Origin of the sequence: Streptomyces sp. NPDC058751 (genome assembly GCF_042746485.1) — a bacterium.
GTDB lineage: Bacteria > Actinomycetota > Actinomycetes > Streptomycetales > Streptomycetaceae > Streptomyces.
Window position 1 is genome coordinate 38,700 of sequence record NZ_JBHYPZ010000016.1, and the last position, 21,904, is coordinate 60,603.

The 21,904-nt window shown below is 72.7% G+C and carries 14 protein-coding genes; 7 read left to right on the top strand and 7 right to left on the bottom strand.

Going from position 1 to position 21,904, the window contains the following annotated elements; translation table 11 throughout:
- Positions 1-50: 50 nt before the first annotated feature.
- The 3 genes from ACFW6B_RS16845 to ACFW6B_RS16855 all read left to right on the top strand — a co-directional run bounded on the left by ACFW6B_RS16845 (position 51) and on the right by ACFW6B_RS16855 (position 4,020).
- Positions 51-293 carry a DUF397 domain-containing protein gene (locus ACFW6B_RS16845; RefSeq protein ID WP_037615767.1) on the top strand — a complete coding sequence of 81 codons (243 nt, stop codon included), beginning with the start codon at positions 51-53 and terminating at the stop codon, positions 291-293.
- Positions 294-521: 228 nt separating this feature from the next.
- Positions 522-3,413 carry an ATP-binding protein gene (locus tag ACFW6B_RS16850; protein ID WP_386596591.1) on the top strand — a complete coding sequence of 964 codons (2,892 nt, stop codon included), beginning with the start codon at positions 522-524 and terminating at the stop codon, positions 3,411-3,413.
- A 109-nt stretch (positions 3,414-3,522) separates the two neighbouring features.
- Positions 3,523-4,020: a hypothetical protein gene (locus tag ACFW6B_RS16855; protein WP_386596593.1), complete on the top strand. Its 498-nt coding sequence runs from the start codon at positions 3,523-3,525 to the stop codon at positions 4,018-4,020.
- Between the two features lie 21 nt (positions 4,021-4,041).
- On the opposite strand, the gene ACFW6B_RS16860 is transcribed toward ACFW6B_RS16855, so the two are convergent.
- From ACFW6B_RS16860 to ACFW6B_RS16870, 3 genes are all read right to left on the bottom strand, one after another.
- Positions 4,042-6,360, bottom strand: a complete 2,319-nt coding sequence (locus ACFW6B_RS16860) for a PAS domain S-box protein (protein ID WP_386596595.1) — start codon at positions 6,358-6,360, stop codon at positions 4,042-4,044.
- Positions 6,361-6,567: 207 nt separating this feature from the next.
- Entirely contained in the window at positions 6,568-8,538 is a 1,971-nt protein-coding gene (locus ACFW6B_RS16865; protein ID WP_386596596.1) for an N-acetylmuramoyl-L-alanine amidase, read from the bottom strand.
- A 254-nt stretch (positions 8,539-8,792) separates the two neighbouring features.
- Positions 8,793-9,932, bottom strand: coding sequence for an aminoglycoside phosphotransferase family protein (locus ACFW6B_RS16870; RefSeq protein WP_386596598.1), 1,140 nt, complete (start codon positions 9,930-9,932; stop codon positions 8,793-8,795).
- A 231-nt stretch (positions 9,933-10,163) separates the two neighbouring features.
- Here ACFW6B_RS16870 and ACFW6B_RS16875 point away from each other — a divergent pair, with 231 nt between their 5' ends.
- Positions 10,164-11,666 (top strand): hypothetical protein, encoded by a 1,503-nt coding sequence (locus tag ACFW6B_RS16875; RefSeq protein ID WP_386596600.1) that lies wholly within the window; start codon positions 10,164-10,166, stop codon positions 11,664-11,666.
- Positions 11,667-11,793: 127 nt separating this feature from the next.
- On the opposite strand, the gene ACFW6B_RS16880 is transcribed toward ACFW6B_RS16875, so the two are convergent.
- Together ACFW6B_RS16880 and ACFW6B_RS16885 are read right to left on the bottom strand one after the other, a co-directional pair.
- The gene (locus ACFW6B_RS16880; RefSeq protein ID WP_386596602.1) at positions 11,794-13,260 is read right to left on the bottom strand and encodes a PP2C family protein-serine/threonine phosphatase; all 1,467 of its coding nucleotides are present in this window, start codon (positions 13,258-13,260) and stop codon (positions 11,794-11,796) included.
- A 318-nt stretch (positions 13,261-13,578) separates the two neighbouring features.
- Positions 13,579-14,592 carry a Gfo/Idh/MocA family protein gene (locus tag ACFW6B_RS16885; protein ID WP_386596604.1) on the bottom strand — a complete coding sequence of 338 codons (1,014 nt, stop codon included), beginning with the start codon at positions 14,590-14,592 and terminating at the stop codon, positions 13,579-13,581.
- Positions 14,593-14,794: 202 nt separating this feature from the next.
- Here ACFW6B_RS16885 and ACFW6B_RS16890 point away from each other — a divergent pair, with 202 nt between their 5' ends.
- Together ACFW6B_RS16890 and ACFW6B_RS16895 are read left to right on the top strand one after the other, a co-directional pair.
- A complete protein-coding gene (locus ACFW6B_RS16890) occupies positions 14,795-16,210 on the top strand; it encodes a basic amino acid/polyamine antiporter (protein ID WP_386596606.1) in 1,416 nt (471 codons plus the stop codon).
- Between the two features lie 52 nt (positions 16,211-16,262).
- Positions 16,263-17,525 carry an arginine deiminase gene (locus tag ACFW6B_RS16895; protein ID WP_386596609.1) on the top strand — a complete coding sequence of 421 codons (1,263 nt, stop codon included), beginning with the start codon at positions 16,263-16,265 and terminating at the stop codon, positions 17,523-17,525.
- A 10-nt stretch (positions 17,526-17,535) separates the two neighbouring features.
- Here the strand turns inward: ACFW6B_RS16895 and ACFW6B_RS16900 are convergent, their stop codons facing one another.
- Both ACFW6B_RS16900 and ACFW6B_RS16905 read right to left on the bottom strand, forming a co-directional pair.
- Positions 17,536-19,104: an FMN-binding glutamate synthase family protein gene (locus ACFW6B_RS16900; protein ID WP_386596611.1), complete on the bottom strand. Its 1,569-nt coding sequence runs from the start codon at positions 19,102-19,104 to the stop codon at positions 17,536-17,538.
- A gap of 90 nt (positions 19,105-19,194) precedes the next feature.
- Positions 19,195-20,769, bottom strand: a complete 1,575-nt coding sequence (locus ACFW6B_RS16905) for an alpha/beta hydrolase (RefSeq protein ID WP_386596613.1) — start codon at positions 20,767-20,769, stop codon at positions 19,195-19,197.
- A 264-nt stretch (positions 20,770-21,033) separates the two neighbouring features.
- On the opposite strand from ACFW6B_RS16905, the gene ACFW6B_RS16910 reads away from it, so the two are divergent.
- Positions 21,034-21,780 (top strand): chaplin, encoded by a 747-nt coding sequence (locus tag ACFW6B_RS16910; RefSeq protein WP_386596615.1) that lies wholly within the window; start codon positions 21,034-21,036, stop codon positions 21,778-21,780.
- Positions 21,781-21,904 lie beyond the last annotated feature (124 nt).

Genomic DNA, 21,904 nt, shown 5'->3' on the forward strand with positions numbered 1-21,904 from the left:
CGGACCGATCGCTAGGCTGGCCGCGGACGACGAACCGGGAGGAGCAGGACGTGGCCGAGAGCACCATCGAGCAGCACCCGCTCGCGGGCTGGGACAAGCCGGAGCTGGACCTCAGCAACGCCGACTGGCAGTCCAGCAGCCGAGGGCGCGGAGATGTCCAGATCGCCTTCGTCGAGGGCTTCATCGCGATGCGCAACAGTGGCCGCCCCCAGAGCCCTTCCCTGATCTTCACGCCCGCGGAATGGGGGGCGTTCGTATCGGGGGCCCGTGAAGGGGAGTTCGACCTGACCTGAACCGACGGCCGCCGGGCCCGCCCCGCCCCCTCCGGAGCGAGAGGGGCGGCGGTCCGGCCCCCGCACCCGCCCGGCCACCCCCGGGCCCCCGCCGCCGGGCGCGAGGTTCCGACCAGGAGCGACCGAACGGGCTGCCCCGCGGATGATCGGGGCGTACGCTGAGGTGCCTGAACGTCACGGTGCGCATCCGCTCCCCGCGCGGACGCGCGATCGTGGCAGGGGGTGATCATGGGGCAACGCAGCCTTCGCAGCCGTCGTACGCTCTTCGAGCGCGAGAGCGAACTCTCCGCCGCCGACGAGGCGTTGAGCGACCTCGTCGGTCTGCGCCGGGAACCCGGCGAGCCCCCGGGCCGCCCCCGCGGCGCGCTCCTGGCCTTCGCCGGACGCGCCGGGATCGGCAAGACGACCCTCCTCGGCGAGGTCCGCAGGCGCTCCGCCGCCAAGGGCTGCACCGTGCTGAGCGCGCGCGGCGGAGAACAGGAACAGCGCGTCGCCTTCCACGTCGCCCGACAGCTCCTGCAACCGCAGCTCGCCGGATACACCGAGGCCGAACTCCGCGCCTCCCTGGGGAGCTGGTACGCCATCGTCGGCCCCGCGCTCGGCCTGTGCGCGCCCTCCGAGGGCGCCCCGCCCGACCAGCAGGGCCTGCGCGCCGGACTCGACTGGGTGCTCACCCACCTCGCCGTCCAGCGCTCGCCCATGGTGCTCCTCCTGGACGACGCGCACTGGGCCGACGCCGAATCGCTGAGCTGGCTGGCCGCGTTCGCGCCCCGCGCCGAACAGCTCCCCCTGCTCCTCGTCGTCGCCTACCGGCCCGACGAACTCCCCGAACACGCCGAGGCGTTCAGAGGACTGCCCGGCCGCGCCGGACAGCGCCCCATCGGCCTCGAACCGCTCAGCGCCCCGGCCGTCGCCCGGCTCGTGCGGGAGGACCTCGGCACCCGGGCCGACGACGCGTTCTGCCGCGAGTGCTGGGCGGTCACCGCGGGCAACCCCTTCGAGACCGTCGAACTGACCGCCAAGGTCCGCGACCGCGGGCTCACCCCGACCGAGGACGGGGCGCACCTCCTGCGCGACCTCGCCGCCGCCGTCAAGGGCAACGGCATCGTCGCCCGCCTCGACCGCCTGGGCACCGCGACCGTCCGCTTCGCCTGGGCCTGCGCCGTCCTCGGCACCGAGATCCGCCCCTCGCTCGCCGCGGCCGTCGCGGGCCTCGGCACCGAGGAGGCCGCCGACGCGGCGGACGCCCTGCGCACCGCCCGCATCCTGACCGGTGCCGACCCCCTGGAATTCGTCCACCCGCTCATCGCCACCGCCGTCTACCGGGACATCCCCGGGAGCGTCCGCACCGCCCTGCACGGACAGGCCGCCTGGTGCGTGATCGACGAAGGCCTCGGCCCGGCCGCCGCCGCCCGCCACCTCATGGAGACCCACCCGGACGGCGACACCTGGATCGTCCAGCAACTGCGCGCCGCCGCCCGTGAGACCCAGCGCGCCGGAGCCCCCGACGCCGCCCGCCGCTACCTCGCGCGCGCCCTGCGCGAACCGCCGCCCCTCGGGGACCGCGCCGCCGTCCTGTACGAACTGGGCTGCGCCTCCCTGCTCACCGAGCCGGGAACCACGGTCAACCACCTGCGCGCCGCCCTCGAGGAACCGATCACCGACCCCGACCTGCGCCACAACATCGTCTACCGCCTGTCCCAGGTGCTCGCGCACAGCGACCGCCTCGCCGAGGCGTCCGAGACCCTCGCCCGCGAGATCCCGGTCACCGGCGACGCCCGGGTACGCCTGCGCATGCAGTCCGAGCAGTTCATGTGGGACGCCTTCCGCGCCGACGAACCCGACTCGCCCGCCCGCTCCCGCCGGCTGGCCCGCCTCGCCGACCGGCTCACCGGACACGACCTCACCGAGCGCTACGTGATCGGCCTGCGCGCCTGGGACGCCACCCTGCGCGGCGAACCCGCGCCCGTCGCCCTCCGGCACGCCGAGCGCGCCCTCGCCGGCGGCCTCGGCTGGGCCGAGGCCGACCGCGGCTTCGAGGTCCCCGTCCTGGTCGCCATGACCTTCATGTACGCCGACCGGCCCGGCCGCACCGAAGAACTCTTCGCCGCCGGGATCGCCGACTTCGAGTCCCAGGGCTGGCACGGCGCCCACCTGTCCTTCGGCTACACGATCCTCGGGTACGTCCGCTTCCGCCGCGGCCGTCTCGCCGAGGCCGAGGACTTCGTCCGCGCGGGCCTCAGGCTCGCCGAACGCGTCGGACCCGGCACCCCCGTCCACTGGTACGCGGTGGGCACCCTCATCCAGGTCCTGCTCGCCCGCGGCCAGGTCGAGGAGGCCGCGCGCACCGGCGAGGCCTACGCCTTCCACGCGCCCTTCCCGGCCGCCGTGACCTTCCCCGACGCCCAGACCGTGTACGGCGAACTCCTGCTCGCCCGAGGTCTCACCGAGGACGCCGCCGCCGAGCTCGCGTCCGCCGGCCGCCGCCTCGACCCGCGCGGCATGCGCAACCCCGCCTGGTGCCCCTGGCAGCTCCACCTCGCCCGCGCCGAGAGCCACGAAGCCCCGGAGCGCGCCGTGGCCACGGCCCTCGAAGCGGTGAACCGCGCCCGCCAGTACGGCGCGCCCTCCACGATCGGCCAGGCCCTGCGCGTCGCCGCCGAGGTCTCCCCGGGCCCGGACCGCGTCCGGCTCCTCGAAGAGTCCGTCGGTCACCTGGAGCGCTCCCCGGCCGGCTACGAACTGGCCTGCTCACTGGTCGCCCTGGGCACCGGGCTGCGCCGTGCCGGGCGCCCCAGGGAAGCCGCCGAGCACCTCTACCGCGGCCTCGACGCGGCGGTCCAGTGCGGTGCCGAGGGACTGATCGAGGACGCCCGTGACGAGCTGGCCTCGGCGGGACTGCGGCCGCGCCGCCTGCACAGCACCGAGACGGACGCCCTCACCGCCCGTGAGCGCACCGCCGCCGCGCTCACCGTGCGGGACCGGACCCCGGCCCAGATAGCCGAGGAACTGCACATCGACGAGCACGCCGTCACCCGGCTCCTGTCGGCGGTCTACCGCAAGGTCGGCACCGACCACAGGGGACTGGCGGCGGCACTGGGGGACCAGGCCATCTCCTGACGCGGACGGGTGCACACGGCGCGGCGGGCCCGGTGCGTACGGCGCCCGGGGCCCGTACGCACCGGCGTCCGTGGGGACCGGTACGCGCCCGTGCACGTACCATTGCGGCATGTCCTTCCTCCGCCGCCGCAACGCCACGCCCGCCGGGCCCGACTTCGATGTTCTGGCCATGGATCCGGGGGACTGGCCCGGCAATCTCGGCGCGGGCCTGCTGCCCGCCCCCGACGGGAGCTGCCAGGGCGTCTTCCTGCGCTACGACCTGTTCGGCGGACGCGGTCCCGCGATGATCATCGGCAATCTGCCCGAGGGCTCCCAGGCCCGGGACGTCGCCGAGGGCGAGGTCCCCTTCGAGGTGGCCCAGCTCCTCCTCGCGCTGGAGAACCACGAGGAGGTGACCGTCACCGGGACCGAGGACATGCCGGTGATGCAGGGCGACAACCTCATGATCGTGCGCCGGCTGAAGCTCTCCGAGACCCGTATCTCCTGCGTCCAGTTCGACCGCAGCGACAACGTCCTGGTGACCATCGCCGCCTGGGACCGGCCGATCACGGACGATCTGTACGCGCTCCTGAAGCCGCTCCCGGCGGAACTCTTCCAGCAGGGCTGAGGCCGAACACCCCGACAGGCGTCACAGCTTGAGGGTGAACCAGGTGGTCTTGCCCGCGTCGGTGGGGCGTACACCCCAGTTGTCGGCGAGCGTGCGGACCAGGATCAGCCCCCGTCCGGACTCCTCGTCCTCGCCGGCCGTCCGGGGCTGCGGCAGGTGCGGGCTGCGGTCGCTGATCTCCACGGTCAGGTCGGTCGCGGTGCGGCACAGGTGCAGACCGATGGGCCCCTGCGCGTGCTGCACGGCGTTGGTGAGGACCTCGGAGAGCAGGAGCCGGGCGTCGTCCGCGGCGGAAGCGCACTCCCAGGAGGTCAGCGCCTTGCTGAGGAAGGCGCGGCCCTCCGGGACCGACTCGGGCACCGCGGGCAGGTCGGTGTTCACGGTGGCCAGGGGACCGTCGGGGAGCCGGGTGAGCAGCAGCGTGACGTCGTCGTTGTGCCCGTCGGTGTCCGGCAGCAGGGCGGACAGCACGTGGTCGGCGGCGTCCTCCAGGTCGGGGGCGTCGGCGAACAGGTCCGCGAGGGTGGTGGTGAGCCGGGTGAGCTGGTCCTCGATGTCGCTGCCGGGCGTCTCGATGAGACCGTCGGTGTACAGCACGAGTGTCGCCCCGGGAGGGATCACCGAGGTCGCCTGCTCGTAGAGGATGCCGCCGACGCCGAGCGGCGCGTTCACCGGCGCGGGGAGCGGCCGGGCACCGGCGCCGGGGGTGGCCACCAGGGTCGGCAGATGCCCGGCCGAGCAGACCGTCACCTCGCCCGCGTCGGCGGAGACGACCAGATAGCAGCAGGTCACGAGCTGGTCGGGCACGTCCAGATCGCCGACGACGGCCTCCAGGGCCTGCATCAACTGGCGGGGCTGCATACCGGTCTTGGCCAGGGCGTGCGCGGCCGAGCGCAGTTGGCCCATCACCGCGGCGGCGTCCAGACCGCGGCCCATCACGTCGCCGATCAGCACCCCGACCCGGCCCGCTCCCAGCGGGATCAGGTCGAACCAGTCACCGCCCACGCCCGCTCCCTGCGTGGCGGGCCGGTAGCGGCTCGCCGTGTTCAGACCGGGGATGGCGGGCGGCGTTCCCATCAGGCTGCGCTGGAGGGTGAGGGCGATGTGCCGCTGCTGCTCGTACAGGAAGGTCAGTTCCGCCTCGGCCCTCTTGCGGTCGCTGATGTCCCGGACGATCGCGCACGCGCCGATCACCGTGCCGTCCGCGTCACGCGTCGGCCACAGCGTGATGTCCACGTCCAGCAGGGCGCCCGAGCGCGTCAGCCGCAGGGTCTCGAAGTGCTCGACCTTCTCACCGCTGCGCAGTCGGTCGAGGAGCAGGTCGATCTCGTCCCGCCGCTCCGCGGTGGCGAGCAGGGACACGTGCCTGCCCATCACCTCGGCCCGCGAGTAGCCGTACAGCCGCTGCGCCGCCACGTTCCAGTAGGTGATGTGGCCGTCCAGGGTCTTGGCGAGGATCGCGTCCTGCGAGGACTCCACGAGACCGGCCAGTTCGTTGATCCGCGCCTCGGCGCGCTTGCGCTCGCTGACGTCGCGGACGGCGGCGGAGACCAGGAGCCCGTCGGTGGTCTCCAGGGGGCTGAGGCTGATCTCCACGGGGAACTCGGTGCCGTTCTTGCGCAGTCCGTACAGTTCCAGTCCCGCGCCCATCGGACGGACCTGGCGGTTGTCCGCGTAGCCGTCGCGGTGCCGGTGGTGGTGGCCGCGGAAGCGGCCGGGCACGAGGAGCTCGACGGAGTGTCCGAGCAGTTCCTCGCGCCGGTAGCCGAAGAGGGCCTCGGTCTGGGCGTTGACGAGTTTGATGGCGCCGGTGTCGTCGACGATGACCATGGCGTCGGGTGCCGCCTCCAGCAGACCCCGAAACCTTTCCTCAGCCGCCTTGCGGTCGCTGACGTCGCGGACGGCGGCGGAGACCAGGAGCCCGTCGGTGGTCTCCAGGGGGCTGAGGCTGATCTCCACGGGGAACTCGGTGCCGTTCTTGCGCAGTCCGTACAGTTCCAGTCCCGCGCCCATCGGACGGACCTGGCGGTTGTCGGTGTACCCGTTGCGATGGAGGGTGTGGTGGGCGCGGAAGCGTTCCGGTACGAGGAGTTCCACGGGGTGGCCCAGCAGCTCTTCGCGGGTGTAGCCGAAGAGGGCTTCGGTCTGGGCGTTGACGAGTTTGATGGTGCCGGTGTCGTCGACGATGACCATGGCGTCGGGTGCCGCCTCCAGCAGGCCCCGGAACCTTTCCTCGGCCCCCGCCGGCGCGTCGTTGCGCGGTTGTCCACCGCACTCGCACCGCTGGGGGACCGCCGCGCCCGTCGGCCGCGCTGAAGTCTCTTTGACGAAGTTGCCCATGCCTGCCCCAGGGTGTGCCGTGTTCCGTGAACGGCCCATCAGAGCGTACGGAGAGCATGTGCGTGATTACATGTCGTTAACTGACCCGAGCGCGGCCGAACCTGTCCTGGACGGCGCTTTCCCTGGCCGGTTGCCGGTGCCATTGCCTTCGGCGATCCGGGCGCCGGGCCCGCTCCTCGCGGGCCCGGTCCCGAACCGCCGGACGGTCTACGGAAGCAGGTCCACGTCCGCGGCCCGGACGAACTGCACCCTGTGCCCGAACTGGATCTCGTAGTACATGTCCGTACCGATCACGACCCGGTGCGGCGTGGTGTCGAAGGTCGGCGAGTAGAAGTACTCGCCGGGCACCTTGTCGCCGGCCGCGTAGCGCTGGCCGGCGAGGATCTTGTAGGGCAGGGGCGAGACGGCCTGGACGGGCACGCCCGCCGGGTACGCCTCCTTCTCCGGGTACGCCCTGCCGTACACGGGGATCTCCGCCAGCCCCTCCTTGGGGGTCACGGCCGGACCCGACGCCCGCACCGCGGTCGGCTGCTTCTGCGGGTTCTTGAACCACGCCTTCTGGCCGAGGTACCAGATCGCCGTCCAGTCCCCGTCCCGTCCGGCGAGCGCGTACCGCTGTCCGGTGGAGGCGCGCGAGCCGACGTCGTTCACGCCGGTCGTCGAGGGGTCGCCCTTCGGGTACAGGCCGATGTCCTGGACCAGCGGCGCGGTCTCGTCCGGCTGGGAGTACAGGCGCACCTCGCTGGAGCCGTGCGCGGCGCAGGGCTCGCCCGCGGTGACGCAGCCCGTGTACACAGGCCGGTTCGCGTCGAAGTCGGGCAGGACGGTCACCAGGTCGCCGCCCTTCTTGGCCGAGGCGTGGAAGGGGTGGCCGAGGAGGGTGAAGTAGTGCCGCCAGTCCCAGTACGGGCCCGGGTCCGTGTGCATGCCCGGGATGGTGGCGGCCGTGGGGCCCGGCACGTTGTCGTGCCCGATGATGTGCTGCCGGTCCAGCGGGATGTCGTACTTCCGGGCGAGATACCGCACCAGGCGGGCGGAGGCCCGGTACATCTCCTCCGTGTACCAGGTGTCGGGCGCGGTCAGGAAGCCCTCGTGCTCCAGGCCGATCGACTTCGCGTTGACGTACCAGTTGCCCGCGTGCCAGGCCACGTCCTTGGCCTTCACGTGCTGGGCGACGTGTCCGTCGGTCGACCGCAGGGTGTACTGCCAGGACACATAGGTCGGGTCCTGGACGAGGTTCAGCACACCGTCCCAGGTGCCTTCCGTGTCGTGGATGACGATGTACTTGATGCTCTGCGAGGCGGGCCGGTCGCCGAGGTCGTGGTTGCCGTAGTCGCCCTCGCCGAACTCCTGGTACGGGGCGGGGATCCACTCGCAGGACACGGTGACCGGGCATTCCGTGCCGTCGGCGGAGGCCGGCCGCAGTCCCGCACGGCTCAGCTGCGCGGTGTCGGGGCTCAGCCCGGGCCGGGCGGCGAGCGTCACCCGCTGGCCGGTGTCCGTGGTGCGCCGCTCGCCGGCGCGCATCACGTCGTACACGTCGTCGGCGTAGGTCGCCGCGGTGGCGCTGTCGTCCGCTCCCGAGAAGCGCGCCACCGCTCCGTACCAGTCGGCGGGGTCCTCGCTCAGGGGCTCGCCGAGGTTCCGCTGCGCGGCGGCGAGGAGCGCGGCGCCGCCCGCGACGTTCGCCGCCGCGTCGGTGCGCAGCCGCTCGGCCGGCAGGCCGGTGAGGCCGGCGGCCTTCCTCAGGGTGGTGAGCCGGGCCGGGAGCCGGGAGTCCGCGGGCACCCGCGCCTTCGCCACGAGGGCGGGGCGCGAGCCGTCGCCGCGGGCGTCCTCCGTGCCGTCGCCGTGGTGCGGGGCCGCGGCGATCGCCGTACGGGCGTCGGTCAGGTGCATGGGGCCGTAGCCGCCGGTGACGCTCGGGGCACCGGCGTGCGTGTCCCAGCGGGATTGCAGATAGGAGACGGCGAGCAGCACGCCCGGCGGAACGTGGTACTCGGCGGCCGCGGCGGTGAAGGCCTGCTGCAGCCGGTCGGCGGGCGCCTGCCCGGCCGGGCTCGAAGGGGCCGCGCCGAGCAGCGGCAGCAGCAGTGCGGCGGAAGCGACGGCTCCCGCGGTCCTGCGCGCGCGTCTGTACCTGGCGGCGCCCTGAGGTTCGGTGGCGGACCCGTGCAATGCGGCCTCCTGGAACGGTGGGGGGTTCGAGAGCCGGACGCGTCAGCGTCGACGATCCTCCGACGGTCCGTCAATTATGTTCAGCAGGAGGCGTTTTACCAATGCAGACATGGGGGGAAGAGGGGTTTCGTGACGGTGGCCTCCCGGCCTGCGGGGCATCAGTGGTGTGGACCATTGCCCCGGACGGCGGGTCGTGCGTGAGGGAGGCCCGCGGTGTGCCCTGTGCCGGCGCCACCGCGGACCTCCGTCCCCCTTCAGCGAGTACCGACAGCCGCGCGCACGGCCCGGCGGGCCAGCTGGCAGTCGTCGTGCAGCCGCCTCAGCAGCAGCCGCTGTTCCTCGCCGGACGGCGCAGCAGCCGGGTGGGCGGGGCCCGCTGCCGCAGGGGCCGCGTCGTGCAGCGAACGCTGCACGGCCATTTCGTACGTACGGATCTCGCGGGTCAGGACGATCATCAGGTTCACCAGGAAGGCGTCCCGTGCCGCCGGGCCCGCCGACTGCGCGAGCTGGCTGATCTGACGGCGTGCCACGGGGGCGTCACCGAGGACCGCCCACAGCGTCGCCAGGTCGTAGCCCGGCAGGTACCAGCCCGCGTGCTCCCAGTCCACCAGCACTGGACCGGCCGGTGAGAGGAGCATGTTCGACAGGAGGGCGTCGCCGTGGCAGAACTGGCCCATGCCCTGGCGCCCGGACGTCGTCGCGATGCCGTGCACCAGTTTCTGCAGGTCGCCCATGTCCCGGTCGGTGAGCAGTCCCAGCTCGTGGAAGCGGGAGATCCGTTCGGCGTAGTCCAGCGGGGCGTTGAAGGTCCCGGCCGGCGGACGCCAGGCGTTCAGCCGGCAGACGGCGCTCAGCGCGGCGCGGATGTCCGCGCGGGGCGGGGCCTCGAGCGGGTGGCGCTGGAGCGCGGCCACCCGGCCCGGCATGCGCTCGATCACCAGTGTGCAGTTGTCCGGATCCGCCGCGATCAGCCGGGGCACCCGAACGGGCGGGCGGTGCCGGACGAACAGACGGTATGCAGCTATTTCGTGCCGGATCCGCTCGGCCCAGACGGGGGAGTGGTCCAGTAAGCACTTGGCCACGGCCGTGCTGCGTCCCGTCGTGCCGACGAGGAGTACGGAGCGTCCGCTGCGGCGCAGCACCTGGACCGGGGCGAACTCCGGACAGATCCGGTGCACCGACGCGATCGCCGTGCGCAGCTGGGCGCCCTGGGGGCCGGACAAGTCGATTCTCCCGCTGAGCGGTTGGGTGCCGAGCCCCGGCACGCGCCGCGTCCGGCCGGCACCGAGAACGGGGGCCGCCTGACGCGCGGGGTCGAGGTAAGGGCCGCTGCCCACCGGGCGGGGGTGCAACGACCGGGGCGGAGCGGACACGGAGGACGATGCTGTGTACATGGGCGAAACAGATCCCTTCGTGTGCCTGCGAGTTGCCGCGCTGCCCGCCCCGGCCGCCTGGTTCATCCTGGGGAATGTCCCTGGCAACCGGGTCGGGGTGGCGCGTTCCTACCTGACACCCGACGCCCACTGGCACACCATCTGGCGCACCCTGGCGAACCCTGGCGAATAGTCGCTCAGCAACTGACAGGCGGTTACTGTCGAAATCAGCCGAGAACCTGGGGGCTTGACGTGAACGGACAACCCAACACTCGTCTGTCGGACCTGTTCGGCCTGGCCGGCTGGTCCAAGGGAGAACTCGCGAGGCTGGTCAACCGGCAGGCGGCGGCCATGGGCCACCCCCAGCTGGCGACCGACACCTCGCGGGTGCGGCGGTGGATCGACATGGGAGAGATCCCGCGCGATCCGGTGCCGCGGGTGCTGGCGGCCCTGTTCACCGAGCGTCTCGGCCGTGTCGTGACCATCGAGGACCTCGGTCTGGTCAGGCGCGGGCGTACGGGGAAACGGCAAGGCGCCGCCGGGAATGCGGAACATCCCGACGGAGTGCCGTGGGCGCCCGAGCGGACAGCCGCGGTCCTCACCGAATTCACGGGAATGGACCTCATGCTCAACCGACGCGGCTTGGTGGGCGCGGGTGCCGCGCTCGCCGCGGGATCAGCACTCAGCACTGCCATGCACGACTGGCTGCACACCGATCCGGCCCTGACGGCCGACGCTCCGACGTTCCAAGACCCCCTGCACGCCGACCCCGCCGGGTTCGACCGCTACGAGGCCGCCCCCATCGGGTCGCAGGAGATCGAGGAACTGGAGCGCTCCGTCGAGGTGTTCCGGGCCTGGGACGCGGCCCGCGGCGGCGGGCTGCAACGCAAGGCCGTGGTGGGCCAGCTCAACGAGGTGGGAGGCATGCTCTCCTACCGGCACCCCGACCATCTCCAGCGGCGCCTGTGGGGCGTCGCCGCCAACCTCGCCGTCCTCGCGGGCTGGATGTCGCACGACGTCGGCCTGGAACCCACGGCCCAGAAGTACTTCGTCATCGCCGCCCACGCGGCACGGGAGGGCGGCGACCGGCCGCGCGCGGGGGAGGCGCTCTCCCGGGCGGCCCGTCAGATGGTGCACCTGGGCCGGCCCGACGACGCGCTCGACCTGATGAAGCTCGCCAAGTCCGGTTCCGGTGACGAGGTACTGCCCCGCACCCGGGCGATGCTGCACACCATCGAGGCCTGGGCGCAGGCGTCCATGGGCAGGGGCCAGGCCATGCGGCGCACCCTGGGCGTGGCGGAGGACCTGTTCGCCTCCGACCGCGGCGACGTCCCGCCGCCGAGCTGGATGCAGCTGTTCGACGAGGCCGACATGCACGGCATGCAGGCGCTCGCCTACCGCACGCTCGCCGAGCACGAGCCGGCCGCCGCGGCGACCGCGCAGCGGCACGCCAAGGAGGCGCTGAAACTGCGGGAGTCGGGACGGGACCGGTCGAAGATCTTCGACCACATCTCGCTGGCGTCGGCCTGCTTCATCGCCGACGACCCCGAACAGGCCGACCGCTACGCGCGACTGGCCCTGACGTCGATGGGCGCCAACTCCTCCCATCGCACCTGGGACCGGCTGCGCGAGATGTACCGCCTCACCGGGCAGTACGCCGGCTATCCGAAGATCAGCGACCTGCGTGAGGAGATCAAACTCGCGCTGCCGAGGGGGTCGCTCAAGCCCAGGCGCGGTGACAGCACGCGCGTCTAGAGCGTGCCGCTCCCGCGTCCGGAGCGCCCCGGTCCAAGGGGAGGACGCAGGTCCTGGCCGTCCCCCTCGTCCGATCCGGTGCCTCGGGGCTCCGGCGTTTCCGGCATTCCCGTCGTCCTCGGCGGCGTCACGATCCGATCCGGGCGATCAGCACGCAGGCGTCGTCCTCGCGCTCGGTCGCACCGAACTCCTCGACAACCATCCGAATGCAGTCCTGGGCCGTACGGGCCTCGCCGAAGCGTGGGGCCAGGTCGAGCAGCCTCCGGACGTCCCCCGCTCCTCGCCGGCCCTCGGCCTCCTCCGGGTGCGGGGCCCCTGACCACCGGGGAACCAGTCCCTCGGTGTGCAGGAGCAGCAGGTCGCCCGCGCGGAGGGTTTCCTCGGCCTGCCCGTAGACGGCGCCGGAGGTGGCTCCCAGCAGGACGCCTTCCGGCGCGGTCAGCGCACGCCCCGTCCCGTCGCGGTAGAGCAGCGGGGCGGGGTGTCCCGCCTGCGCCCAGTTCAGGGTGCGGGTCGCCGGGAGGTAGCGGCAGCAGACGGCGCTGCCCAGGGCGGGCTGGACGGTGGAGTCGAGCAACTGATTGAGCCAGGAGAGGAGTTGACCGGGCCGGGTGCCCGTCACGGCCATGCCGCGCAGCGCGCCGAGCAGCATCGCCATGCCGGACGTCACGGTGACCCCGTGGCCGGTGAGGTCGCCGACGCTCAACAGGGTTTCCCCGTCCGGGAGTTCGAGGGCGTCGTACCAGTTGCCGCCGATCAGCGCGCTGGTCGACGACGGCAGGTAGTGAGCCGCCACGTCCAGGGCGCCGGGGCCCTGGCGGGGGAGGCGCAGGGAGCCGCGCCAGGGCGGCAGCACGGCCTCCTGGAGTTCGACGGCGAGCCGGTGCTCGGTCTGTGCGACGTGCCGTCGGCGCTGGAGGGATTCCCGGGTCTCGCCCACCGTCCGCTGGGTGCGGCGCAGTTCGCTGACGTCGCGCAGCACGGCCCACATCGAGGCGGTGCCGCCGTCGGCGCCGAGCACGGGCTCACCCATCATGTGCACGGTCCGCACGTCGCCGTCGGGGCGCACGATGCGGAACTCGCCGTCGATGGGCTTGGCGTCGATGAGGCAGTCGGTGACCATCGCCGTCAGCGTCGGCCGGTCCTCGTCGAGGACCAGTGAGGGCAGTTCGTCGAGGGTGAGCGGGGGAGCGGCGGCGTCGCGGCCCAGGATCCGGTAGAGCTCGCCGGACCAACTGGCCTCGTCCGTCAGCAGGTTCCACTCGGCGCTGCCGACCCGGCTCAGCAGCGAGCCGCGCGGGGGGTCGGCCGGCACGGTGCGGGCGTCGGAGGCGGTCCCGGGCGGGACGGGGAGCTCCGTCGGCCCGTCCCGCAGCTGGGCCAGGTGCGTGTCCAGGTCGCTCAGCTGGTGCAGCGCCAGATCGCACAGCGCGCGCTGCCAGCGCCCCTCCGCGTCCTCCTCGTCGGCGGGCGCCTCACGCCGCACCGCGTCCACCTCGCCGCGAAGGCGCCGCGTCTGCGAGATGAGCGCGTCGACCGTGCCGCGGCCGGGCGGCTGGGCGGCGGGGCGGTCCGCGGAGAGGTGGGGTGGCATGACGTACTCCGATGCGGGGACGGTACGACCTGGGCGGCGGAAGGACCGTTACGACTGTTGCACAGCCCGCGACGCACTGTAAGTGATTTGGCAACACCCGATACGGTCATGCTTCTGGCATATGCCGCAGTCCTCCCGGAGTGGGTGACCAGCCCTGATGCGGTAGTCGCTTTTCTGGGCCAAGTCGTAGGCGACGTACGTGACTTGAGGGTCACAGGTGGTCCCGCGCAAGGCTTTCATTCTGCTGTTCGAAGGGCGTTTGTGCGAGTGTCCGGCGCGTGTTTCGGGGCGGGCGCGCGAAGTCCGTCGGCGGGCCGGTCAGGCGTAGAGGTCCGGGCGCGGGACGAGTTCGACGGCCACCCGGCCGCCGCTCTCCAGCGCCCGGACCCCCGCCTCGGCGACGGCGGACGCCGCGTACCCGTCCCAGACCCCGGGACCGGTGACCCGGCCGGCCCGGGTGGCGTCCACCCACGCCTGCACCTCGCGGTCGTAGGCGTCGGCGAAACGGACGAGATAGTCCTGCGCCACCTCCTCGTGCCGGCCGCCCGCCGTCGTCACGGCCACGGAGCGTCCGTCCCCGATCCGCGCGCTCCCCGCCTCGCACACCGCCTCGCACGCCACCTGGTAGCCGAACCCGCAGTTCACGAAGACCTCGACGTCGACCAGGGCGCCCCCGGCCGTCTCGAACAGCACGAACTGGGGGTCGACGAGCCCCTCGGGCGCGGCCGCGGACGACCGGGGGCGCAGCACGGTCACCGCCGTGAGCTCCTGCCCCAGCAGCCAGCGCGCCGCGTCGATCTCGTGCGACACGGAACTGTTGACCAGCATCGCCGAGGTGAAGTCGGGCGGCGAGGAGACGTTGCGGTGCGTGCAGTGCAGCATGAGCGGGCGGCCCAGCCGGCCGCTGTCCAGCAGGGACTTGAGGCGCAGGTACTCGGCGTCGTACCGGCGCATGAACCCGACCTGTGCCAGCCGCCGGCCGAGCCGCACCTCCGCCTCCATCACCCGCAGCGCCCCGGCGGACTCCGGGACCAGCGGCTTCTCGCACAGCACCGGCAGGCCCCGGGCGAAGGCCGCGAGCAGGGCCTCCTCGTGCGCGGGGCCGGGGGAGGCGATCAGGACGGCCTCCACGCCGGGCGCGTCGAGCGCGGCTGCCGCCTCGGCATGGACCGGCACGTCGTCCATGCCCGCCACCGCCTCCTCGGCGCGGCCGGTGTCGGGATCCGCCACGGCGGCGACCCTGGCGCCGTTCACCACCCGGTCCAGGCGGCGTACATGGTCGGCTCCCATGTGTCCGGCACCCAGGACCGCCACGCCCAACAGCTTGCTCACGCGGTGCACACCTCTCCGACGACTGCCCGGGCCGCTCCGGCCCGGTGCCCCGATTGTCGGCCGCGGAGATCGGTGACGCACCACCCCGGCGCCGTTCTCCTGTGCGCATTCCGGGCAATTGGTTGTTAATGTCGCTCAGGTCGTCGAATGACGTTGCCCGCATCGTGGTCGAGCACGACGATGCCCTCCCCGCAGGACACCCATGACGCAGGTCGACACCGAACCCGAGGCGGCACCGGCCGCCAAGCTGACCCTGGTCACGCTCTCCATGATGGTCGTCGGCTCCATGGTCGGCGCCGGAGTGTTCTCCCTCCCCCGGAGGTTCGCCGAGGAGACGGGTGTCGCGGGCGCGCTCGTCGCCTGGGCCGTCGCCGGCACCGGCATGCTGATGCTCGCCTTCGTCTTCCAGCGGCTCGCCGTCAGCAGGCCGGACCTGGACGCGGGTGTCTACGCCTATGCCAAGGCGGGCTTCGGCGAATACCTCGGGTTCTTCTCGGCCTTCGGCTACTGGGCCAGCGCCTGCGTGGGCAACGTGACCTACTGGGTGCTCATCATGTCGACGATCGGGGCCGTCGCGCCCGCGCTCGGCGACGGGGACACCGTCCTCGCGGTCGTGCTCTCCTCGGTCGGCCTGTGGGCCTTCTTCTTCCTCATCCGGCGCGGGGTGAAGGAGGCGGCGGCCATCAACCGGATCGTCACCGTGGCCAAGGTCGTCCCGATCCTCGTCTTCGTCGTACTGGCGCTCTTCTACCTGAAGCCCCACGTCTTCGCGGAGAACTGGAGCGGCGCCGCCTACGGTTCACTGTTCGAGCAGGTCAAGGGCACCATGCTGGCCACCGTCTTCGTGTTCCTCGGCGTCGAGGGGGCGAGCGTGTACTCCCGGCACGCCAGGCGCCGCGAGGACGTCGGCCGGGCCACCGTCCTCGGCTTCCTCAGCGTGTTCGCCGTCTTCGCCTCGGTCACGATCGTGTCGTACGGGCTGCTGCCCATGGAGGAGATCGCCGAGCTCAGACAGCCGTCGATGGCCGGAGTCCTGGAGAGCGCGGTCGGCAACTGGGGCGAGGTCTTCGTCAGTGTCGGCCTCATCGTCTCGGTGCTCGGCGCGTACCTCGCCTGGACCCTGATGGCGGCCGAAGTCCTGTTCGTCGCGGCCAAGGACGAGGACATGCCCCGCTTCCTGGCCCGCTCCACACGGGCCGACGTGCCGGCCCCCGCGCTGCTGCTGAGCACCCTGCTCACCCAGACGGTCCTGGTCGTGACCCTCTTCTCGGACGACGCCTTCAACTTCGCGCTCGACCTGACCAGCGCCCTGACGCTGATCCCGTTCCTGCTGGCGGCAGCCTTCGCCCTGAAGATCGCCCGGCACCGGTTCGGCGGCGATCTCGTCGTCGCATCCCTCGCCACGATCTACACCGCCTTCCTGCTGTACGCGGCCGGACCGAAGTACATCCTCGTCTCCTTCATCGTCTACGCGCCCGCCACCGTGCTGTTCGTGATGGCGCGCCGGGAACAGGGCAGGACGCTGTTCTCGCCCCGTGAACTGGTCATCCTCGTCGTCTCGGTCGCCGGCGCCGTCACGGGGGTCGTCGCCCTGGCGCTGGGCTGGATCAGTCTGTGACCCGTCGGCCTCCGTCCCGGAGACAGGGCCCCGCCCCGGAGAAAGGCACACCGTGACCAGTCAGGACACCACGAGCCGTCCGACGTACGGCGTCCACTCCGAGGTCGGCAGACTGCGCAAGGTCCTGGTCTGCGCACCGGGCCTCGCCCACCGCAGGCTCACCCCGACCAACGCCGACGACCTGCTCTTCGACGACGTGATGTGGGTGGAGAACGCCCAGCGCGACCACGCCGACTTCGTCGACAAACTGCGCGGGCGCGGGGTGGAGGTCGTGGAGCTGCACGACCTGCTCGCGCAGACCATGGCCCTGCCCGTGGCGAAGGACTGGCTCCTCGACCGGAAGATCACCGCGAACGAGGTCGGACTCGGACTCGTCGACGGCACGCGGGCCTTCCTGGAGACCCTCGAACCCGCCGCCCTCGCCGAGTACCTGATCGGCGGACTCTCCACGGCCGACCTGCCCGACGAGTTCCGCGCCGGCTACCTCTCCCTGGCCCGCGAGTCGACCGGCGTACGCGAATACCTCATGCCGCCGCTGCCCAACACCCTCTACACCCGCGACACCACGTGCTGGCTCTACGAGGGCCTGACCCTCAACCCGCTCTACTGGCCGGCCCGGCACGACGAGACGCTCCTGATGAAGGCCGTCTACTCCTTCCACCCGGACTTCACGGGCTCCAGGGTGTGGTGGGGCGACCCCGAACTCTCCTGGGGCCAGGCCACGTTCGAGGGCGGCGACATCATGCCGGTCGGAGGCGGCGTCGTCCTCATGGGCATGAGCGAGCGCACCTCCCGGCAGGCCATCAGCCAGGTCGCCGCCGCCCTGTTCCAGGCCGGGGCGGCCGAGCGCGTCGTGGTCGCGGGCATGCCGAAACTGCGCTCCGCGATGCACCTCGACACCGTCTTCACCTTCGCCGACCGCGACCTCGTCACCCTGTATCCGGCCATCATGGACTCGGTGCACACGTTCTCCCTGCGGCCGAGCGACAAGGCACCCGGTGTCGAACTCACCGACGAGGGCTCACGCGCGTTCACCGACGTCGTCGCCGAGGCGCTGGGACTGCCCGAACTGCGGATCGTCGAGACCGGCGGCGACGTGTACGCCTCCGAACGCCAGCAGTGGGACAGCGGCAACAACGCCGTCGCCCTGGAGCCCGGCGTGGTGTTCACCTACGACCGCAACACCCAGACCAACACCCTGCTGCGCGAGGCCGGCGTCGAGGTCATCACCATCGTCGGGTCCGAACTGGGGCGAGGACGCGGCGGCGGCCACTGCATGACCTGCCCCATCGTGCGGGACCCCGTCGCCTTCTGACGTCCCCGGCTCAGAAGGCGTCCGGATCGGCTGCCGCCCAGTCCGCCGCCCAGGACGAGGGCGGCTCGGCGAGCAGCACCCCGGGCGCCAGCCACTCGTAGAGCTCCGCGTACGACCTCACCGTCACCGGCCCGACGCGCCGCAGCAGCCGGTGCGGGGTGAGTTCGCCGGGCTCCCGCACGCCCATCGCCGCCATGATCCGGCTCGCGCTGCGCACGGTGGCCCGCTGGTAGCGCCGCACCCGCTCGGCCTTGTCGGCCACGTCCAGCGCGCGGACCCGGCGCGGATCCTGGGTCGCCACACCGGTCGGACAGGTGTTCGTGTGGCACCGCAGGGCCTGGACGCAGCCGACGGCCAGCATCATCGCGCGGGCCGCGTTGGTGTAGTCGGCACCCTGGAGCAGGCGCTTGACGATGTCCGAGCCGGTGGCGACCCTGCCGCTCGCACCGATCCGGACCCGGTCGCGCAGCCCGGTGCCGACCAGCGCGTTGTGCACCGTGACCAGCCCCTCGGTCAGCGGCGTGCCGAGGGCCGCCGCGAACTCCGGGGCCGCCGCCCCCGTACCGCCCTCCGAGCCGTCCACGACGATGAAGTCGGGGGTCACCCCCTCGGCGAGCATCGCCTTGCAGACGGCCAGGAACTGCCGCCGCGAGCCGACGCACAGCTTGAGGCCCGTCGGCTTGCCGCCCGCCAGCTCCCGCATCCGCGCGACGAACCGCACCAGTTCCCTCGGGGTCGAGAACACCCGGTGGAACGGAGGCGACACGACGGTCACCCCCTCGGGCACACCGCGCGCCCGCGCGATCTCCGCGTTCACCTTCACCCCGGGCAGCACCCCGCCGGACCCCGCCCCCGCCCCCTGGGAGAGCTTCAGCGACACGCACCTCACCTCGGGCAGGGCGGCCTTGTCCGCGAACTCCCTTGCCTCGAAGTCCCCTTCGGGAGTACGGCACCCGAAGTACCCCGTGCCGATCTCCCAGACGAGGTCACCGCCGCCGCGCAGATGGTGGTCCGACAGACCGCCCTCGCCGGTGTCGTGCGCGAACCCCCCGAGCGCCGCACCCCTGTTGAGCGCCAGCACGGCGTTCGGCGACAGGGCTCCGAAACTCATCGCGGAGACGTTCAGGAGGGCCATGTCGTAGGGCTTGGTGCAGTCGGGGCCGCCCACCCGGACGACGGGCGGCTCGTCCGGCGCCTCGACGGGACGCATCGACGGCTCCAGGAACTCGTGACCGTCCGCGTACACATCACGCGCCGTGCCGAACGGCTCCTCCGCCCCGCCGCCCCCGGCCCGCTCGTACACGACGGCCCGGACCGTCCGGTCGAAGGGACGCCCGCCGGTGTCGCGTCCGTCGGCGTACCGCCGGCGTCCCCGGAGCACGGTCTCCGGCGGGAAGCACAGACGGCCGAGCAGCGGATAGTTGCGCCGCACGGAGTGACGGCGCTGCGCCAGGTCCCCGGCGCCGAGCGCGGTCAGCGCCAGCAGCGGGCCCGCCGCGCACCACCACCACGCCGAGACCGCGCCCGCCAGGAGCAGCGCCCCGGCCGCGCCGAGGGCGATGAGCAGCAGTGGGAGCATCCGGCGCACACCCCGAGTCAAACCCATGGGGCGAAGGCCGCCGGCCGGGACACACGCGCGGGCCGCGACGCTCACCCTGTGGGACGCCGGTCAGTAGCCGTCCGTGTCCTCCGGTCCGCAGGAACTGCCGTCGGCCGGCAGGGCCCCGTACAGCAGGAAGTCGTCGACCTTGCGGTGCACGCACTTCGAGGACGCGTACCCGGTGTGCCCCTCGCCCCTGTTGTCGAGCACCACGGCGGAGGGACCGAGACGCCTGGCGGTCTCCACGGTCCAGCGGTAGGGGGTGGCCGGGTCGCCGCGGGTGCCGACCAGCAGCATCTTCGGGGCGGGTACGTCACGGACCTTCTCGCGTATGTAGTCGGTGCCCTTCGGACGGCCGTAGCACATCAGCACCTGGGCGAGCCGGTACCGGCCGAAGACCGGCGAAGCCTCCTGGTAGGCGGCACGCAGTCCGGCGACCTGCCGGGCCACCTCCTCGGCACCGGGCCGGTCGGGGTCGTCGGCGCAGTTGACGGCCATCAGGGCGGCGGGAAGGTTGTCGAGGGGGACGTCCTCCACGTCGACGAGGCCGCCGTCCTGCCGCGGCCGCTGTCTGACGGGTGTGGAGGTGGCGGGCAGGGAGGCGCCGCCGTAGAGCTGGGCGAGTCCGCGGGGGTCGCCGTCCTGGACCAGCAGGGCGAGGGACTGTTCGAGGACGGGCCACATCTCCCTGCTGTAGAGCGCCTGGCCGATCGCCCCCACCAGGTCCTGCCCGGAGAACTCCTGGCCGAAGGCCGACGTCACCGGACTCTCGTCGAGCGACCGGACGAGCCGGCCCATCCGCTCGCCGGCGCTGCGCCGGTCCTGTCCGAACGGGCAGGCCATGTTCTTCGCGCACCAGGCGATGAAGCCGTCGAGTGCGGTCTGCTGTCCCGCCGCGCCCGCGCGGCCCTGCTCGGTGATCGGCTCGGTGAGGGTGTCGACCCCGTCGAGCACCATCCGTCCCGTCCTCCCGGGGAACTGGGCCGCGTACACCGCGCCCAGCCGCGTGCCGTACGAGAACCCGAGGTAGTTGAGCTTCTTGTCACCGAGCGCCTGGCGTATCACGTCCATGTCGCGGGCGGCGTCGACCGTGCCGATGTGGGGCAGGACGGCCCCCGAGTGCGCGGCGCAGGCGTCGGCGGCCTTCTCGACCGCCTTGAGCGCCGCCTGCACGTCGGTGTCGGCCGCCGCGGTCCCGAAGATCTCGTTCATACCGTCGCCGCAGCTCACGGGCGAGGAGCGGCCGACGCCGCGGGGGTCGAAGGTCACCACGTCGTAGCCGTCGGTCAGGCCCATGAAGTCCTTGCCGTCCGCGGCGAGCCCGGGAACGCCCGCGCCCCCCGGACCGCCGAAGTTCAGCAGTACCGACCCGCGTGAACGGCCCGTCGCCCGGTAGCGGGCCAGCGCCAGGTCGAGCGTGTCGCCGCCCGGCCTCGCGTAGTCCAGGGGCACGGTGACCTTGCCGCACTGCAGGTCCTCGGGCATGCCCTCGCCCTCGCAGGCCGCCCACGTGACCTTCTGGTCGTAGAAGCGGGACAGGGCGGGCCTCGCGTCGTCGGCCGCCGCCGGCAGGCCCGCCGCCAGCAGGGTCAGCGTCGCCGTGGCGGCTCCCACGAGCGCGAAGCGTCGGTGCACGGACAGCATGCCTGCCTCCAGGGTCGCCTGCGGTGGACCGGCGATACCTCCCGGATCACGATAGACGCGGCCTTCGGGGCACGCCTCCGGGCGGGCGGAACCGCCCGTCGTCCCCCGCCCGTGCCGGTGTCCCTCGTACGGGGCGCTCCGGCCGTTCGAAAGAGGGGCCGCTCGAAGGGGTGAAAGGCAGATAAGCCATAACTCGGATGGTCCTCGGGCGTTCTTGGCAATGTGGGCGAGCGCCCACGTGGTTGTCAGGAAGGCAGTGAACGAATGAAACGGGTGACCCGAAACGGTTTGATCGCCGCGGCCGCCGCCTCGGGCGCGCTGGCCGCGGTCGTGCCGGCGCACGCCGACTCCGCTGCTGACGGGGCGGCGTCAGGCTCGCCCGGCCTGGTCTCCGGCAACACCGTCCAGCTTCCCGTGCACGTTCCCGTGAACCTGTGCGGGAACACGGTGAACGTGGTCGGGCTGCTCAACCCCGCCGCGGGCAACCGCTGCGCCAACGAGGGCGCCGGAGGCGGCGCGACCGTGACCGGCGGAGGCCGGCACGGGGGAGCCGGAACGCACGCGGGGCCCGCAGGCCGTGGCACCACGGCCGACGGGGACAGCCGGGGCGGCGGGGGCGCGGTCGCGCACGGTCGGGAAAAGGACTCGCCGGGTGTGCTCTCGGGCAACGGCCTGCAGCTTCCGGTGGACCTCCCGGTCAACGTCAGCGGGAACTCCGTGACGGCGGTCGGCCTCGGCAACCCGGCCGTCGGGAACGAGTCGGTCAACGACTCGGGAACCGAGCCCGTGCGGGAGCACCACGCCGTGAAACCCGCCCCCGAGCCGTCGGCCCCGCCCGCGGAGGTCCCCGCCGCCGAGGTCCCGGAGCAGGTCCCGGACAGGAGCGGGGCCGTGGCCACCCTCGCCCACACGGGTGCGGACGCCGCGATGCCCGCCGTCGCGGCGAGCGCGGCGATGCTGATCGGCGGCGCCGTCCTGTTCCGCCGGTTCCGGCCCGCCGCGGTGCGCTGACCCGCGGCGGTCATGGACGGGGGGCTCCATCGGACGGGTGACCGATGGAGCCTCCTCCACGCCCCTCCTCGGTGTCCGCTCTCCCCGTCCGCCCTCCCTCCCGCCCGGTACCCCGGGCGGACGG

Excerpts from the sequence above, each read along its gene's own strand:
- ACFW6B_RS16850 (WP_386596591.1), top strand. The coding sequence starts at position 522 with ATGGGGCAACGCAGCCTTCGCAGCCGTCGTACGCTCTTCGAGCGCGAG.
- ACFW6B_RS16855 (WP_386596593.1), top strand. The coding sequence starts at position 3,523 with ATGTCCTTCCTCCGCCGCCGCAACGCCACGCCCGCCGGGCCCGACTTC.
- ACFW6B_RS16860 (WP_386596595.1), bottom strand. The coding sequence starts at position 6,360 with ATGGGCAACTTCGTCAAAGAGACTTCAGCGCGGCCGACGGGCGCGGCG.
- ACFW6B_RS16870 (WP_386596598.1), bottom strand. The coding sequence starts at position 9,932 with ATGTACACAGCATCGTCCTCCGTGTCCGCTCCGCCCCGGTCGTTGCAC.
- ACFW6B_RS16880 (WP_386596602.1), bottom strand. The coding sequence starts at position 13,260 with ATGCCACCCCACCTCTCCGCGGACCGCCCCGCCGCCCAGCCGCCCGGC.
- ACFW6B_RS16890 (WP_386596606.1), top strand. The coding sequence starts at position 14,795 with ATGACGCAGGTCGACACCGAACCCGAGGCGGCACCGGCCGCCAAGCTG.
- ACFW6B_RS16900 (WP_386596611.1), bottom strand. The coding sequence starts at position 19,104 with ATGCTCCCACTGCTGCTCATCGCCCTCGGCGCGGCCGGGGCGCTGCTC.
- ACFW6B_RS16905 (WP_386596613.1), bottom strand. The coding sequence starts at position 20,769 with ATGCTGTCCGTGCACCGACGCTTCGCGCTCGTGGGAGCCGCCACGGCG.
- ACFW6B_RS16910 (WP_386596615.1), top strand. The coding sequence starts at position 21,034 with ATGAAACGGGTGACCCGAAACGGTTTGATCGCCGCGGCCGCCGCCTCG.